General features: G+C 40.4%; 13 protein-coding genes and 1 rRNA gene. 9 read left to right on the top strand and 5 right to left on the bottom strand.

Going from position 1 to position 13,145, the window contains the following annotated elements; all coding sequences use genetic code 11:
* The 3 genes from rrf to trhA all read left to right on the top strand — a co-directional run.
* Positions 1 to 90 (top strand): 5S ribosomal RNA (rrf, locus tag DDV96_RS12465); the annotation flags it as partial.
* A 771-nt stretch (positions 91 to 861) separates the two neighbouring features.
* Positions 862 to 3,294: a helix-turn-helix domain-containing protein gene (locus DDV96_RS12455; RefSeq protein WP_116695090.1), complete on the top strand. Its 2,433-nt coding sequence runs from the start codon at positions 862 to 864 to the stop codon at positions 3,292 to 3,294.
* A 125-nt stretch (positions 3,295 to 3,419) separates the two neighbouring features.
* Positions 3,420 to 4,046 carry a PAQR family membrane homeostasis protein TrhA gene (gene trhA / locus DDV96_RS12450; RefSeq protein ID WP_116695089.1) on the top strand — a complete coding sequence of 209 codons (627 nt, stop codon included), beginning with the start codon at positions 3,420 to 3,422 and terminating at the stop codon, positions 4,044 to 4,046.
* Here the strand turns inward: trhA and DDV96_RS12445 are convergent.
* Both DDV96_RS12445 and DDV96_RS12440 read right to left on the bottom strand, forming a co-directional pair.
* Complete coding sequence (locus tag DDV96_RS12445) at positions 4,043 to 4,711, bottom strand: ZIP family metal transporter (RefSeq protein WP_116695088.1); 669 nt, start codon at positions 4,709 to 4,711, stop codon at positions 4,043 to 4,045. The two genes, trhA and DDV96_RS12445, sit on opposite strands and share 4 nt — an antisense overlap.
* Complete coding sequence (locus DDV96_RS12440) at positions 4,711 to 5,442, bottom strand: class I SAM-dependent methyltransferase (RefSeq protein WP_116695087.1); 732 nt, start codon at positions 5,440 to 5,442, stop codon at positions 4,711 to 4,713. The genes DDV96_RS12445 and DDV96_RS12440 overlap by 1 nt, the downstream gene beginning before the upstream one ends.
* 114 nt (positions 5,443 to 5,556) lie before the next feature.
* Between DDV96_RS12440 and DDV96_RS12435 the strand changes: the two genes are divergently transcribed.
* On the top strand, positions 5,557 to 6,714 hold the full coding sequence (locus tag DDV96_RS12435; protein ID WP_116695108.1) for a THUMP domain-containing class I SAM-dependent RNA methyltransferase: 1,158 nt from the start codon (positions 5,557 to 5,559) through the stop codon (positions 6,712 to 6,714).
* Positions 6,715 to 6,889: 175 nt separating this feature from the next.
* Here DDV96_RS12435 and DDV96_RS12430 read toward each other — a convergent pair whose 3' ends face one another.
* Together DDV96_RS12430 and DDV96_RS12425 are read right to left on the bottom strand one after the other, a co-directional pair.
* The gene (locus DDV96_RS12430; protein WP_116695086.1) at positions 6,890 to 7,555 is read right to left on the bottom strand and encodes a hypothetical protein; all 666 of its coding nucleotides are present in this window, start codon (positions 7,553 to 7,555) and stop codon (positions 6,890 to 6,892) included.
* A gap of 12 nt (positions 7,556 to 7,567) precedes the next feature.
* Entirely contained in the window at positions 7,568 to 8,062 is a 495-nt protein-coding gene (locus tag DDV96_RS12425) for an RNA polymerase sigma factor (protein ID WP_116695085.1), read from the bottom strand.
* A gap of 124 nt (positions 8,063 to 8,186) precedes the next feature.
* Here DDV96_RS12425 and DDV96_RS12420 point away from each other — a divergent pair, with 124 nt between their 5' ends.
* Entirely contained in the window at positions 8,187 to 9,464 is a 1,278-nt protein-coding gene (locus DDV96_RS12420; protein WP_116695084.1) for an NAD(P)/FAD-dependent oxidoreductase, read from the top strand.
* Here the strand turns inward: DDV96_RS12420 and DDV96_RS12415 are convergent, their stop codons facing one another.
* Positions 9,465 to 9,821 (bottom strand): hypothetical protein, encoded by a 357-nt coding sequence (locus DDV96_RS12415; RefSeq protein ID WP_116695107.1) that lies wholly within the window; start codon positions 9,819 to 9,821, stop codon positions 9,465 to 9,467.
* A gap of 111 nt (positions 9,822 to 9,932) precedes the next feature.
* On the opposite strand from DDV96_RS12415, the gene nadC reads away from it, so the two are divergent.
* The 4 genes from nadC (at position 9,933) to DDV96_RS12395 (ending at position 13,141) form a co-directional block, all read left to right on the top strand.
* Positions 9,933 to 10,790, top strand: a complete 858-nt coding sequence (nadC, locus tag DDV96_RS12410; protein ID WP_116695083.1) for a carboxylating nicotinate-nucleotide diphosphorylase — start codon at positions 9,933 to 9,935, stop codon at positions 10,788 to 10,790.
* Positions 10,790 to 11,749: a YihY/virulence factor BrkB family protein gene (locus DDV96_RS12405; RefSeq protein WP_116695082.1), complete on the top strand. Its 960-nt coding sequence runs from the start codon at positions 10,790 to 10,792 to the stop codon at positions 11,747 to 11,749. The genes nadC and DDV96_RS12405 overlap by 1 nt, the downstream gene beginning before the upstream one ends.
* A 16-nt stretch (positions 11,750 to 11,765) precedes the next feature.
* Positions 11,766 to 12,194: a DUF2147 domain-containing protein gene (locus tag DDV96_RS12400; protein WP_116695081.1), complete on the top strand. Its 429-nt coding sequence runs from the start codon at positions 11,766 to 11,768 to the stop codon at positions 12,192 to 12,194.
* A gap of 206 nt (positions 12,195 to 12,400) precedes the next feature.
* Entirely contained in the window at positions 12,401 to 13,141 is a 741-nt protein-coding gene (locus tag DDV96_RS12395; RefSeq protein ID WP_240607718.1) for a SanA/YdcF family protein, read from the top strand.
* Positions 13,142 to 13,145 lie beyond the last annotated feature (4 nt).

The following is a 13,145-nucleotide window of genomic DNA, read 5'->3' as shown; positions in this document are numbered from 1 at the left end:
CGGGGCTCACCTCTTACCATTCCGAACAGAGTAGTTAAGCCCGTTTGCGCCGATGGTACTGCACCGTGGGAGAGTAGGTCGCCGCCTTCTTACAGGCCCCCCATCATTGTGATGGGGGGCTTTTTTTTTATGGATTATTCTTAATTATCCACGGTGGTGTGGTGGTGCGGCCAGCCTTTACTTTTATTGACTTTCCTTCCCTTCCCCGATGTAAATGGGGCAGTACACAGGATCTGCCCGCGCCGTTCCCATCCAACCCAAACCGCCTTCATTTTGTTTGCTTCTCACAGTTAAATGTTTTTTCAGGATCTATCCCCAAAAATTGCATATTGGGCCGTATAGGTTTTATATATGTGCCATTGGTGCGGCCAGCCTTCACTTTTATTGACTTTCCTTCCCTTCCCCGATGTAAATGGGGCAGTACACAGGATCTGCCCGCGCCGTTCCCATCCAACCCAAACCGCCTTCATTTTGTTTGCTTCCCGCAACCATCTATTTTTTACAGTTATACTCAAAAATTGCATATTGAGCCGTATAAAATTTTTCAATGCGACATTGAGCGGTTTAGCTATTAATTTTTACTTTTTCAAAAGCTACAGATTATTTCAGTACTGTTTTTGCATCAACTGCCACTTCATTATGTCATTATTTCAGAATTTAAAATTGTATATACCGAATACTCATTTAAGTTGGGGCAAGTAGGGGACTATATATTGATTAAGATATCAGTTTACTTTCAGGTGAAGTAATTTTAAAGATAAGCATTAAAAATCTAGCTTGAGCATCGCTTAATATGCTGTTTTAATTACAGCTTCTTTTCAGTATATTTATTTTTTAAATTAGCTCACCTCTAATTTTGCAATGCTGAACAATCCAGAAATAGATTTAGCTTGGGATTTCGTCAACCATACCGATAGGAATATTTTTTTAACGGGAAAAGCGGGTACGGGAAAAACCACCTTTTTGCACAAGTTGAAAGAACAGTGCTTAAAGCGGTTAGTAGTGGTTGCTCCTACAGGCGTTGCCGCAATCAATGCCGGTGGGGTAACCATTCATTCTTTTTTTCAGTTGCCGTTTGGGCCTTTGTTGCCGGAAAATGGAACGCTAAGTAACAATTCATTTTCAAAAAAATTCAGTCGCGCAAAAATAGACATTATCAAATCGCTAGACCTGTTAATCATCGATGAAATAAGTATGGTACGGGCCGATGTGCTGGACGGAATTGATAACGTATTGCGCCGATTCAGAAACAGAAGCCTGCCTTTTGGTGGTGTTCAATTGTTGATGATTGGCGACCTGCAGCAGCTTTCGCCCGTGATAAAAGAGAACGAATGGCAACTTTTAAAACAAAATTATAAAACCGGTTTCTTTTTCGGCAGCCATGCGTTTCAGAAATGCGATGCACTTTCCATAGAATTAAAACACATTTACCGACAGGACAGCAAGGAATTTATAGAGATATTGAACGAAATACGAAACGACCGGCTGAGCCTAGAAGCTTCAGAAAAACTAAACCAACGCTATCTGCCAGATTTTTCAGCAACCGAACATGAAGGCTATATCACCTTGACCACGCACAATGCCCGTGCAGATCGAATCAATAATACCGAACTCCATACGCTAAAAGACAAATCTTTTGTTTATGAGGCCGAGGTTATAGGGAAATTTCCCGAATACCTGTACCCTACCCATATCAATCTGGAGCTGAAAGTTGGCGCTCAGGTTATGTTCATAAAAAATGACCGTTCGCCCGAAAAAGAATATTTCAACGGAAAAATAGGAACCGTTGTCCATTTGGAAGAAGACGACATTACTGTACGTTGTCCCGATGATGATTTTGACATTCATCTTATACCTGAAGAATGGGAAAACGTCAAATATTCCATCGATCCTGACACCAAGGAGATCACCGAAGAAAAAATAGGCGCTTTCACGCAAATACCGTTGCGTTTGGCGTGGGCCATTACCATCCACAAAAGTCAAGGGCTAACCTTCGATAAAGTGGTGGTTGATGCCCAAGAAGCCTTTGCCCATGGACAGACTTACGTGGCCTTGAGCCGTTGCAAAACCTTGGAAGGCATCGTATTAACGAGCCCCATAAGTAACAGCAGCATTATCAATAACCAAGAAGTGTCCGTATTCAGTAAGCAAGCCGAAAAACAGCAACCCGATGTTTCGGTATTGGAAATTTCAGAAAAAACCTATCAGTTGAACCTTTTAGATGAACTGTTCAATTTTCATTCGTTTTTGTATCCCATTAAACGGATAACAGACATCTATTATAAAAACAGGACGGGTATTGAAGGCACTGTACTAACTCCATTACAAACGCTCAAAGAAAAAGGCGTTCAAGAACTGTTAAAAATACATGCCGCGTTTAAAAAACAGCTGAAACAACTAAGTGAAAAGAGCAAACCCGATGCGAACCCAGCCCTGCAGGAACGCGTTAAAAAGGCTTGTGCCTATTTTGAAACCCATACCGAAAAATTTATAAAAAATCCGTTGGCAGACATCCTTTACAGTACAGATAATAAAACGGTACGGAAAGAACTGAACAAATATATAGACGACCTTGAACAGCAAACGCACCAAAAATTATACGTATTCCGAAAAATGAAAGTCGGTTTTGATACCGTGAGCTATTTAAAATTACGTGCCGAAGCGGTGCTGGAAAAACCCAACATACCACAGCGCCGAAAAGAAACATTGGTAACAACCACCGAACATCCCGCACTGTATGACGAGCTTCGGAATTTACGCACTGAACTATCGGAAACTGAAGCCGTGGCACCTTATCAAATTTTTACCCAAAAAACATTAATGCAACTTTGCCAATTATTGCCCACAACGCCCAAACAGTTAAAAAGCATCCACGGTATAGGAAAAGTGCGGTTGGAAAAATACGGAGCAGCAATCCTAAAAACCATTTTGGCGTATTGCGAAACACATGACGCGGAATCCAAAAAAGATGTTTTGGCAAAATCACGGGTGAGCGAAACCAAAAAGATATCCTTTAAGTTGTTTAAAGAAGGGATGAGCATTGCCGAAATTGCCGCCGAACGCGGTTTTACTACCGGCACTATTGAAGGTCATTTAAGCGGGTTTATACGAACGGGCGATCTAATGGCAAGCGATTTGATGCCTGAACTCAAGTACAAAGAATTGAGAGAAATTATGGAAACCACACCCTTTGAAGGCTTTAAGCAACTAAAAGACCAGGTGGACGATACCTTTAGCTATATGGATTTACGGTTTGTTTTTAATGAGATGGAATATGAAAAGAACAAAGAATAGATAAACTTAATGTTACCAACTTTGGTTTATTTGGAAAACTAAGAGTAATTGATTTGAAATCAAAATAGGTTTTGATATAATCTCTCTTTTTTTATATTAATTTTACCACATACTGCAAAGTGTTTATGAGGCAACAAACCTATAAAGAAGAATGGTGGAACACCTTTACCCATGGCATTGGGTTTTTGCTCAGTTTAGTGGGGTTTGCCTTGTTGTTTGTGTTTCATACCTATACTTCTTGGGAAGGTATTTTAGGCATTTCACTCTATGGGTTTTCACTGGCGGCACTTTATTTTACTTCGACCTTGTATCATTATGAAAAAAATGCCAATAGAAAGTTTTTGTACCGAAAACTGGATCATATAAGCATTTATTTGTTGATAGCCGGCACGTACAGCCCAGTGGTGCTGGTCACGTTGCAGCACAGCTTGGGTTGGACGTTGTTTTGGTTGGTTTGGGGCATTGCTGCATTGGGCACAGTCTTAAAGATATTTTTCACAGGAAAATTCGAACTGTTTTCCACCTTGTTGTACCTCGCCATGGGTTGGCTGATTGCTTTCGATTTCTCGGCATTGAAAGAAGCGGTGGATCAAACCGGGCTATTTTTATTAATGGGTGGCGGTGCGGCTTATACCATCGGCATCGTTTTTTACCTGCTGGACCGTGTAAAATACAGCCACGTTATTTGGCACGTTTTTGTGCTCTTGGGCAGTTTGTTGCATTATTTGTTCATCTTTTTAAAGGTGATCTAAAGGAAATAGGCCACTACAATAGCAACGATTACAGCAATCATTTTAGAAAGATCAAACTTATGGTTGCTGGAGCTTTCAAAAAGAATGGTGGTGGAAACGTGTAGAAAAATACCGATCACTACCGCTGTAATCTGTGTGTGGTAGGCTTCAATAATGGCTATATGTTCTGAAACAAAATTGCCAATAGGTGTCATTAAAGCAAACAAGAATAAAAACAAGATTGTTATGGCCCTGCTATATCCCGCTTGTATAAAAAAGAACGAGAGGATAATAGCCACCGGAATTTTATGAACGATAACCCCAATCAATAGGTTGTTTTCTTCTGAAATGGGCATACCTTCCAACAAGGCGTGAATAGAAAGGCTAATAAACAGCAGCCACGGAAAATGCTGGGTGTCGGCATGCAGGTGAACGTGGCCATGCTCGGCTCCTTTTGAAAAGAACTCCAAAAATATTTGAAGCAAGATCCCTATCATAATAAATACGCCGATGGATTTTGACGGGGTTTCAAAAACTTCGGGCAAAAGTTCAAAAACCGTTATGGCCAATAAAAAAGCCCCGCTAAACGCAAGGTACAGTGCAATTTGCTGTATTCGCTTTGTTTTCAAAAACAGTGCAACGCCATATCCCAAGGCTACGGCCAAAAAGAGAAGTAAATAATTCATCAATTAAAAATAAGGATCAATCGTTCAGAATTTTCTTTATCAAAAGCATTTAGATGGTAGTCCCCAAAACGGTTTACCAAGGTTACCCCAGCTTCCTGAAAATAGGCTTTAAAATCTTCGAGTGTCAAGGCTTTTACGCGTTCGGTATAAAAATGTCTTTTATTTTCATGGGTAAAGCGGATGTCTTTAAAAAGATAGCCATTTTCAAAATAACGCTTCATATAAAAATCGATACCGTCAACAGTTTTAACTTCAGAAGGCACTAAATTTTTGGCAATGTAATCCATGTTCAAAAAGTCGATCACGCCATAGCCGTTGGGTTTCAGTTCTTCTTTAATGGCTTTTATGGTCTGCAAATTATCGTTTTCTTTTTCAAAATACCCAAAACTGGTAAAAAGATTGAAAACGGCGTCAAACTTTTTGGGATAGGGCAGGCACATATCGTGCACTTCAAAATGAAGGTGTTCATGTTCAAACTGTTTGGCGTACGCAATGCTTGTTTCAGATAAATCGACTCCTGTTACGCGATAGCCCATATTGCTCAAGTGTTTGGAGTGACGGCCCTTTCCGCAGGCCAAATCCAATATCTCCGCCCCGGTTGAAAGGTTAAGGTACGAAGTGAGTTCTTTCATAAAAAGCCCAGCTTCTTCATAGTCGCGGTCTTTGTACAAGATGTGGTAATACGGGGTGTCGAACCAAGCTGTGTACCAAGTATCTGTTTCTTTTTGCATGAAGTTGGTTTTGCCCTACAAAAATACTGTAATTTTGTGCCTTTATTCAATTAGATTTTATAATTTAAGGAAACAATCTACAATTAATAGGTGTCCGCCCCTGCGGGCAATGATATGGAAAAGAACTTTAAAATGGTGGCCAAGACCTTATATGGGTTAGAAGACTTATTGGCCAAAGAACTTCGGCAATTAGGAGCTTCGGGCATCGAAAAAGGAACCCGAAACGTAGCTTTTGAAGGTGATACCGGATTTATGTACAAAGCCAATCTGTGTTGCCGTACCGCCATTAAAATTTTGAAACCCATTACTGCTTTTAATGTGTTTACTGAAGACGAGCTATATAAAAACATTTATAAAATTAAATGGGAAGACTATATGGAGGCCAATGGCAGCCTGGCCGTAGATGCTACCGTTTTTTCCAAGCAATTTACGCATTCGCAATACGTTGCCTTAAAAACGAAAGATGCTATTGTAGACCGCTTTAGGGACAATGAAGGGATAAGGCCCGACGTAGATTTAGACCATCCTACTTTGCGGATCAATGTTCATATAGATCGAAACATCTGTACCGTTTCTTTAGACAGTAGTGGGCACTCTTTGCACAAACGCGGCTATAAAACCGCTACGGGCTTGGCACCTATAAACGAAGTTCTGGCGGCAGGTATTGTAATGTTATCTGGGTGGGAAGGACAATGCAACTTTATGGATCCTATGTGCGGAAGCGGGACTATTTTAACCGAAGCCGCAATGATTGCCTGTAACATCCCGCCAAACCTGAACCGGGATGAATTTGGTTTTGAAAACTGGCCCGATTTTGACGTGGATTTGTATGAAGTGATCGAGAACGCTGCCCTAAAAAAGATAAAAGAGTTTCACTTTAAAATCTATGGGGCCGATAAGGATATGTTTTTATTGAACAAGGCCAATGAAAACATCAAAAATGCCAATCTTCAAGATTTTATTGAACTGAAACAACAAGACTTTTTTGAAAGCGAAAAGCCGGTCGATAAGCCAATGTACTTGGTTTTCAATCCGCCGTACGACGAACGGCTTTCGGTAACCGATATCGATGCTTTTTACAAAAAAATAGGGGATACCTTAAAACAGGGCTATCCCGGTACACAAGCCTGGATGATCACCAGCAATATGGAAGCCCTTAAAAATGTGGGGCTGCGCGCTTCAAAAAAAATAAAGCTCTACAACGGGAAACTGGAAAGCCGCTTGGTACGCTACGAGATGTACGAAGGAAGTAGGAAAAGGAGTAAACGGTGAGCGGTAAGAAATAATAAACTTCATTCCACTCTTTGCTAATGCGGGTGGTTTTACATCTTTTACCCGACACCAAAAACATCCCATACCTTCCTATTGGCAGACAGGTTCCAAATCTCAAAAACGGTAATATTCAAGCTTTGTGCTTCCATCATCCAACATCCAGCATCGAGTACCGCTACACCTCAATCTTTTTAAGTTCTTTATAGTTTTTCTTCAATCTTCGCAGTAATATGCCGTACACAATTCGGTAGAAAAGAAGGATTAACCCAATAAACAACAAACCGAAAATAAACTGGGCCAAAAAGAAAACCGAGGCAAAACCCTCTTGCGAGATAGCCGAGTACCCATCGAAATTCTGAACCATCAAAGCGTACAACTGTTCTTGGTTTATATAGTAATAAATGTTGATGGCCAACATAATCAAGGTCGTTGCACCAACATTGTATATTACAAAATACTTGACCGTTTTTCGGGTTTTTAATATGTTTTTCATCAATTGTTTTACAGAGTCGGTAACTTTTACTGATCGGTGGTTTTTATAAAACAGGTAAATAAAAGCACCAAAAACCAAATAATTGATAATATTGAGGACAATCAAGATGTTGTGGAGGCCCATAGCGTCGTTAATGCGGTTGCTTATTTTAAAGTTTTCGCTCACGTTGGGAATGACCACGGCCAATAAGGTCCAAAATATGATTTCGGCAATACTAATGTAGAAAATCCACTTCACGATAGAAGACGATTTTTTGAGCAACATTTGGTATATGTCGCTATAGGAAAGCTTGGGAAGCTCCTGTTCCCGGCTTTGCCAATCTTTTTTCAATAATTCCAGTTCGTCCATATTAATACGCTCCTACGGATTTAATATATTACGTAATTTTCCTTTGATGCGGTTCATCTTTACCCGGGCATTTACTTCGGTAATTCCGAGGGTTTCAGAAATTTCCTTGTAATTTTTATCTTCCAAATACAAAAACACCAAGGCTTTGTCAATATCGTTCAGTGTTTTTACGGCACTGTACATCAATTTCAGTTGTTCTTCAATGGTATCGTCGTACGGTTCTGCCTTAATCTTAAAGCTAACGCTCTCAAAACTGGCGGTATCGATCCTGCGTTTCTTTTTTCGGTACAAGGTAATGGCAGTGTTCAACGCCACGCGGTACATCCAGGTACTGAATTTTGAATCGCCCCTAAACTTTGGGAACGCTTTCCACAGTTGTATGGTAATCTCTTGAAAAAGATCGTTGTGCGATTCTTGGTCGTTGGTATATAACCGGCAAATTTTATGCACAATGTTCTGGTTCTCCTCCAGTTGGGTTACAAAACTATGTTCAAGGTCTTTCGTCAATGAGGTACTGTTAGCTGTTTCATTAGTAGGGCATGAAACAAGATTGTTACAATATTCACAAAAAATACTCATTTTTATGAAAGGCAGCTAAACTATTGCTAATTTTAAGGGATAACCGATAAACATGAATATACCAAAAACCCAAAAACCCCGCGTGATTGTTGTGGGCGGTGGATTTGCCGGCATCAACTTTATAAAAAAAATAAAAAATGAAAACGTACAGATTGTCCTGTTCGACATAAACAATTACCATACCTTTCAGCCTTTGTTGTACCAAGTGTCCACTTCTGGGCTGGAACCAGATTCTATTGCGTATCCACTTCGGAAAATTTTCAGGAAAAACAACAATTTCCATTTCCGATTGGCCGAAGTAACTTATATCAATAAAGAAAAAAAGGAAATAGAAACCACCATAGGTAACCTGGCGTATGATTATTTGGTACTGGCCACAGGAACCAAGACTAATTATTTTGGCAACCAAAACATCGAGAAAAACAGCATGCCCATGAAAACAGTGCCACAGGCATTGAACATTCGCAGCCTAATGCTTCAGAATATTGAAAAGGCCGACAGGACCGAAGACCCAAATCAACGCAAACGCTTATTGAACTTCGTCATTGCCGGTGCGGGGCCTACCGGAGTGGAATTGGCAGGAGCCTTGGCCGAATTTAAAAACAGCATCCTTGAAGACGATTACACCGAAATGAACGAAGCCGAAATGCACGTCCATTTGTTAGAGGGCATGGATCGTGTGTTGCCACCCATGAGTGAAAAAGCCTCAAAAATGGCACAGAATTTTTTAGAGCGTTTGGGCGTACAGGTGCACGTGAATACCATGATCGAGGACTATGATGGAATAACAGTAACCACCAAAGACGGCAAAAGTTATGAAACAGAAGCGTTTATCTGGGCCGCCGGTGTTACGGGAAATCCTGTAAAAGGTATTGACGGCAGTGCTTTGATGGAAAAAATAAATCGGTATTATGTTAATGAGTATAGCAAAGTAAAAGGCACCGATGCCATTTTTGCTTTAGGCGATATTGCCTTGATGGAGACCGAAGCCTATCCCAAAGGGCATCCACAGGTTGCACAACCGGCCATTCAGCAAGGCAAGCATTTAGGGGACAATTTCAAGCGGCTGCTCAAGGGAAAACCGCTGGAACCATTTGAATATTTAGACAAAGGCACCATGGCCACAGTGGGCCGCAACAAGGCGGTGGTCGATATTAAAAAAATGCACTTTGGTGGGTTTATCGCCTGGTTTATCTGGATGTTTGTCCACCTTTGGTTTCTGGTAGGCTTCCGCAACCGGGTCGTTACATTTTTTAATTGGACCTACAGCTATATTAACTATGACCGTGCGGCAAGACTGATTATCAGGCCGTTTAAAAAAGAGGCTTAATTAATTGGTTTTAACGGGTAGCGGTCCTCCGTGAGTAACATATTGACCACCAACCTCGTCAATGTTCACATTCAGTTCGTCATCGCTGTCAATACTGTTGATGTTTACTTTCAGCTCGTCGTATGTGTCAATACTGTTGATGTTCACGTCGAGTTCGTCATAGGTGTCGATATCCACAATGCGTACATCCAAGGTATTGTTGTCGCTAATGGGAACTAATTTATAATCTGATGATGTTTCAACCGTATTTTTTGAAGCATGTGCCTTGGGAATAATTTCAAGGTCTTTTATTACATTAATGGTCAAGCAAATGGCGATAACAGTTAAGATGGTTTTGGTATAGAGATCGTTTTTCATAATGAGAAATTTAATGGGTTTTACTTCTGAAAAAATCAAAATGTGTTCCAAAGTGCAACTCATACCGAAAATGAGGGCTGTTTTTAGTATTTTAGCTGAAAATTGATTGCGATGATTTCAGAAAAACAGTTTAAAAAAGAAATAGATTTAATAATAACCAATGCCATACGGGAAGATGTAGGCGATGGTGATCACAGTTCATTGGCCTGTATCCCGGAAGATGCAACGGGCAAAGCCAAACTATTGGTTAAGGACGATGGCATCATTGCCGGGGTAGACTTTGCTCGGCAGGTTTTTGAGTTTGTGGATGCCGGCCTTAAAGTGGAAGTAAAAATAAAAGATGGACGCCCAGTAAAAAAGGGCGATATCTGTTTTTATGTAACCGGACTGTCGCAGTCGATTTTAAAATCGGAACGTTTGGTATTGAACGCGATGCAGCGTATGAGCGCCATTGCTACAAAAACCCATGCCTATGTAAAACTACTGGAAGGCACCAAGACTCAAATTCTGGATACCCGAAAGACCACTCCCGGTATTCGTGCTTTGGAAAAATGGGCGGTTAAAATAGGAGGTGGGGAAAACCACCGTTTTGCCCTTTACGATATGATTATGCTAAAAGATAACCACATCGATTTTTGCGGCGGTATTACCAAGGCCATAGAAAAAACACAGGCGTATTTAAACCAACATAACCTTCACTTAAAAATAATCGTAGAGGCGAGAAACCTTAAAGAAATTGAAGAAATCTTGCAAAATAAGGGTGTGTACCGTATTTTAATCGATAACTTTAATTATAGCGATACCAAAAAAGCGGTCCAAATGATAGGCGATACCTGCCTAACGGAATCCAGTGGCGGGATAACCCTCGAAACCGCCCGTAAATACGCTGAGTGCGGTGTAGATTACATAAGCAGCGGGGCACTGACCCATTCGGTTCACAATATGGATTTAAGCTTAAAAGCAGTTTAATGGCCGAAAACGAAACGTTGAACATAGAAAACCTGCCGGTTATCCGTACCTTGGCAAAATGGAGCAAAAAGGTTAAAATACCGGGCACCAACGGCCTTTCGCTCTATCATTTACTGGACATTTATGGTTCTGGGATCATAAAAGGTACTTTTTCTTCTCGAGCCAGCTCGATTGCGTACAGTTTTTTTGTTGCCATTTTCCCTTTTTTGCTGTTTATACTCAATTTAATCCCTTATTTGGACTTCATCGATGGTTTTTTAACCCAGTTCTTGATTTTTATTGAAAAGCTGTTGCCCCCACAAACTGCCGATTTGTTTTATCCCGTAATTGCCGATATTGCCGTGAACCCAAGGGGCGGCTTGCTTTCGTTTTCCATTATTTTGGCCATGTTTTTATCGGCCAATGGCGTAAATGCTATTTTTAGTGCTTTTGAGTACTCGGTGCACGTTACTATAAACCGAACTTTTTTTAGGCAATATGCCGTAGCTTTTGGTGTCGCTATTTTACTGGCATTGTTAATGTTAACAACGGTAGGCGCCATTTTATACGGCGAGTACCTTATCAATCAATTGGTGGGCAAAGCGTATATTAATGATCGTGTGGGGTTAATTTCGACCTTGCAATTGGTCCTGTTGTTTGTTATGGTCTATACCATTGTTTCCATTTTGTACTATTTTGGCACCAAACAAGGCAAGGAATCCCGGTTTTTTTCGTTTGGAGCTTTGATGACCACTATTTTATTTATGGTGACCACCTATTTATTTGGTATTTATATCAATAATTTTTCAAATTACAACGAATTGTACGGCTCACTTGGGGCACTTTTAATTATGTTGTTCTATATTTGGATAAATTCGAACCTGTTGTTGTTGGGGTTTGAACTAAACCTTTCGCTTCAATTGCTCAGGGACAGAAACAAAGAAGACGGCAACGGTAACGATTCTAAAAACAAAAAATAACCCAATACTTAAACTGATGAAAAATCTATTTTTAACCACTATTTTAGCTGCGATCACTGCTTTTACGGCGGTAGCGCAAGACGTAACCGGAAAATGGAAAACCATAGACGATGAAACCGGTGAAGCAAAATCCATTGTCGAGATTTATAAAGAAAACGGAAAGATGTACGGAAAAGTAGTCGAAATACTCAATCCCGACAAAAAAGATGCGACTTGCGTGGATTGCCCGGGCGCGGACAAAGGCAAGCCTATTTTGGGGCTAGTCATCATCAAAGGCCTCGAAAAAGATGGCGATGAGTACAACGACGGGAAAATCCTGGACCCCAACAGCGGAAAACTGTACAAGTGCTACATTGAGCTGGAAAACGACAACAAATTAAAGGTGCGCGGCTACATTGGTTTCTCTTTGTTGGGGAGAACCCAGTATTGGTACCGCCAAGAATAACCTTTTCTTTGTAACCGAAAATAAGGTCGCTCTATTTGGAGGGGCCTTTTTTGGTTGCGGCGTGAATTGAAAGATAAAAAAACAGAAATCTACAGCCTTTTTACTAAATAGCACAAGTGGGTGTTAAATAGATTGTCTCCGTAAATTTTATTGAATATATTGTAATCAAGCCATCAAGGTGCAAAATCACTAAAACCTTAATTTAAATGAAATTGAAAACCTGTTTAAAAGCACTGTCCATAAAGAAAATGGCATACACGTTGTTTTTAGTGCTGTTGGCGGTTTTTTTGTTCATGTTTATTTCAAATTATACCATTGGTCATGCTGCGAAGGGCAAAACATTCAATACCATTTCTGAAATAGGAAAAAACAAAGTAGGTTTGGTCTTAGGGACTTCCAAGCGCCTTAAAAACGGACAGATAAACCCGTATTTTACATACAGGATCGATGCTGCCGTCGCACTCTATCAGCAAGGTAAAATAGATTTTATATTGGTAAGTGGTGATAACGCCACAAAATATTACAATGAACCTATGGATTTTAAACGGGCCTTGGTAAAAAGAGGCGTTCCCGAGGCCGTGATCTACTTGGATTATGCCGGTTTCCGAACTTTAGATTCAGTGGTTCGGGCCAAAGAAGTGTTTGGGCAAGAACACATTACGGTCATTTCACAAAAATTCCATAACCAACGAGCCATTTATTTAGCCGAAAAAAACGGCATGACGGCTATAGGCTTCAATGCCGAAGATGTAGCCGGCAAAAACGGGCTGAAAGTGAAAATAAGGGGATATTTTGCCCGCACCAAGGTTTTTTTGGACCTGCTGTTTCATGTAGAACCAAAATTTTACGGCAAAAAAATAATCATCAAACCCAAAACCGATACGTTAACGTTTCAAACCCATTCGGCTCAACTCTCTTGTTGGCTAAAACCTACCATTAATTCTTAAAAAA

This window comes from Marixanthomonas spongiae, from assembly GCF_003095375.1.
Classification (GTDB): domain Bacteria; phylum Bacteroidota; class Bacteroidia; order Flavobacteriales; family Flavobacteriaceae; genus Marixanthomonas; species Marixanthomonas spongiae.
This window is presented reverse-complemented; position numbering and strand designations above follow the sequence as displayed.

What these genes read in the sequence shown, in the direction of transcription:
- DDV96_RS12455 (WP_116695090.1), top strand. Translation starts at nt 862, where the DNA reads ATGCTGAACAATCCAGAAATAGATTTAGCTTGGGATTTCGTCAACCAT.
- trhA (WP_116695089.1), top strand. Translation starts at nt 3,420, where the DNA reads ATGAGGCAACAAACCTATAAAGAAGAATGGTGGAACACCTTTACCCAT.
- DDV96_RS12445 (WP_116695088.1), bottom strand. Translation starts at nt 4,711, where the DNA reads ATGAATTATTTACTTCTCTTTTTGGCCGTAGCCTTGGGATATGGCGTT.
- DDV96_RS12440 (WP_116695087.1), bottom strand. Translation starts at nt 5,442, where the DNA reads ATGCAAAAAGAAACAGATACTTGGTACACAGCTTGGTTCGACACCCCG.
- DDV96_RS12435 (WP_116695108.1), top strand. Translation starts at nt 5,557, where the DNA reads ATGGAAAAGAACTTTAAAATGGTGGCCAAGACCTTATATGGGTTAGAA.
- DDV96_RS12430 (WP_116695086.1), bottom strand. Translation starts at nt 7,555, where the DNA reads ATGGACGAACTGGAATTATTGAAAAAAGATTGGCAAAGCCGGGAACAG.
- DDV96_RS12420 (WP_116695084.1), top strand. Translation starts at nt 8,187, where the DNA reads ATGAATATACCAAAAACCCAAAAACCCCGCGTGATTGTTGTGGGCGGT.
- DDV96_RS12415 (WP_116695107.1), bottom strand. Translation starts at nt 9,821, where the DNA reads ATGAAAAACGATCTCTATACCAAAACCATCTTAACTGTTATCGCCATT.
- nadC (WP_116695083.1), top strand. Translation starts at nt 9,933, where the DNA reads ATGATTTCAGAAAAACAGTTTAAAAAAGAAATAGATTTAATAATAACC.
- DDV96_RS12405 (WP_116695082.1), top strand. Translation starts at nt 10,790, where the DNA reads ATGGCCGAAAACGAAACGTTGAACATAGAAAACCTGCCGGTTATCCGT.
- DDV96_RS12400 (WP_116695081.1), top strand. Translation starts at nt 11,766, where the DNA reads ATGAAAAATCTATTTTTAACCACTATTTTAGCTGCGATCACTGCTTTT.
- DDV96_RS12395 (WP_240607718.1), top strand. Translation starts at nt 12,401, where the DNA reads ATGAAATTGAAAACCTGTTTAAAAGCACTGTCCATAAAGAAAATGGCA.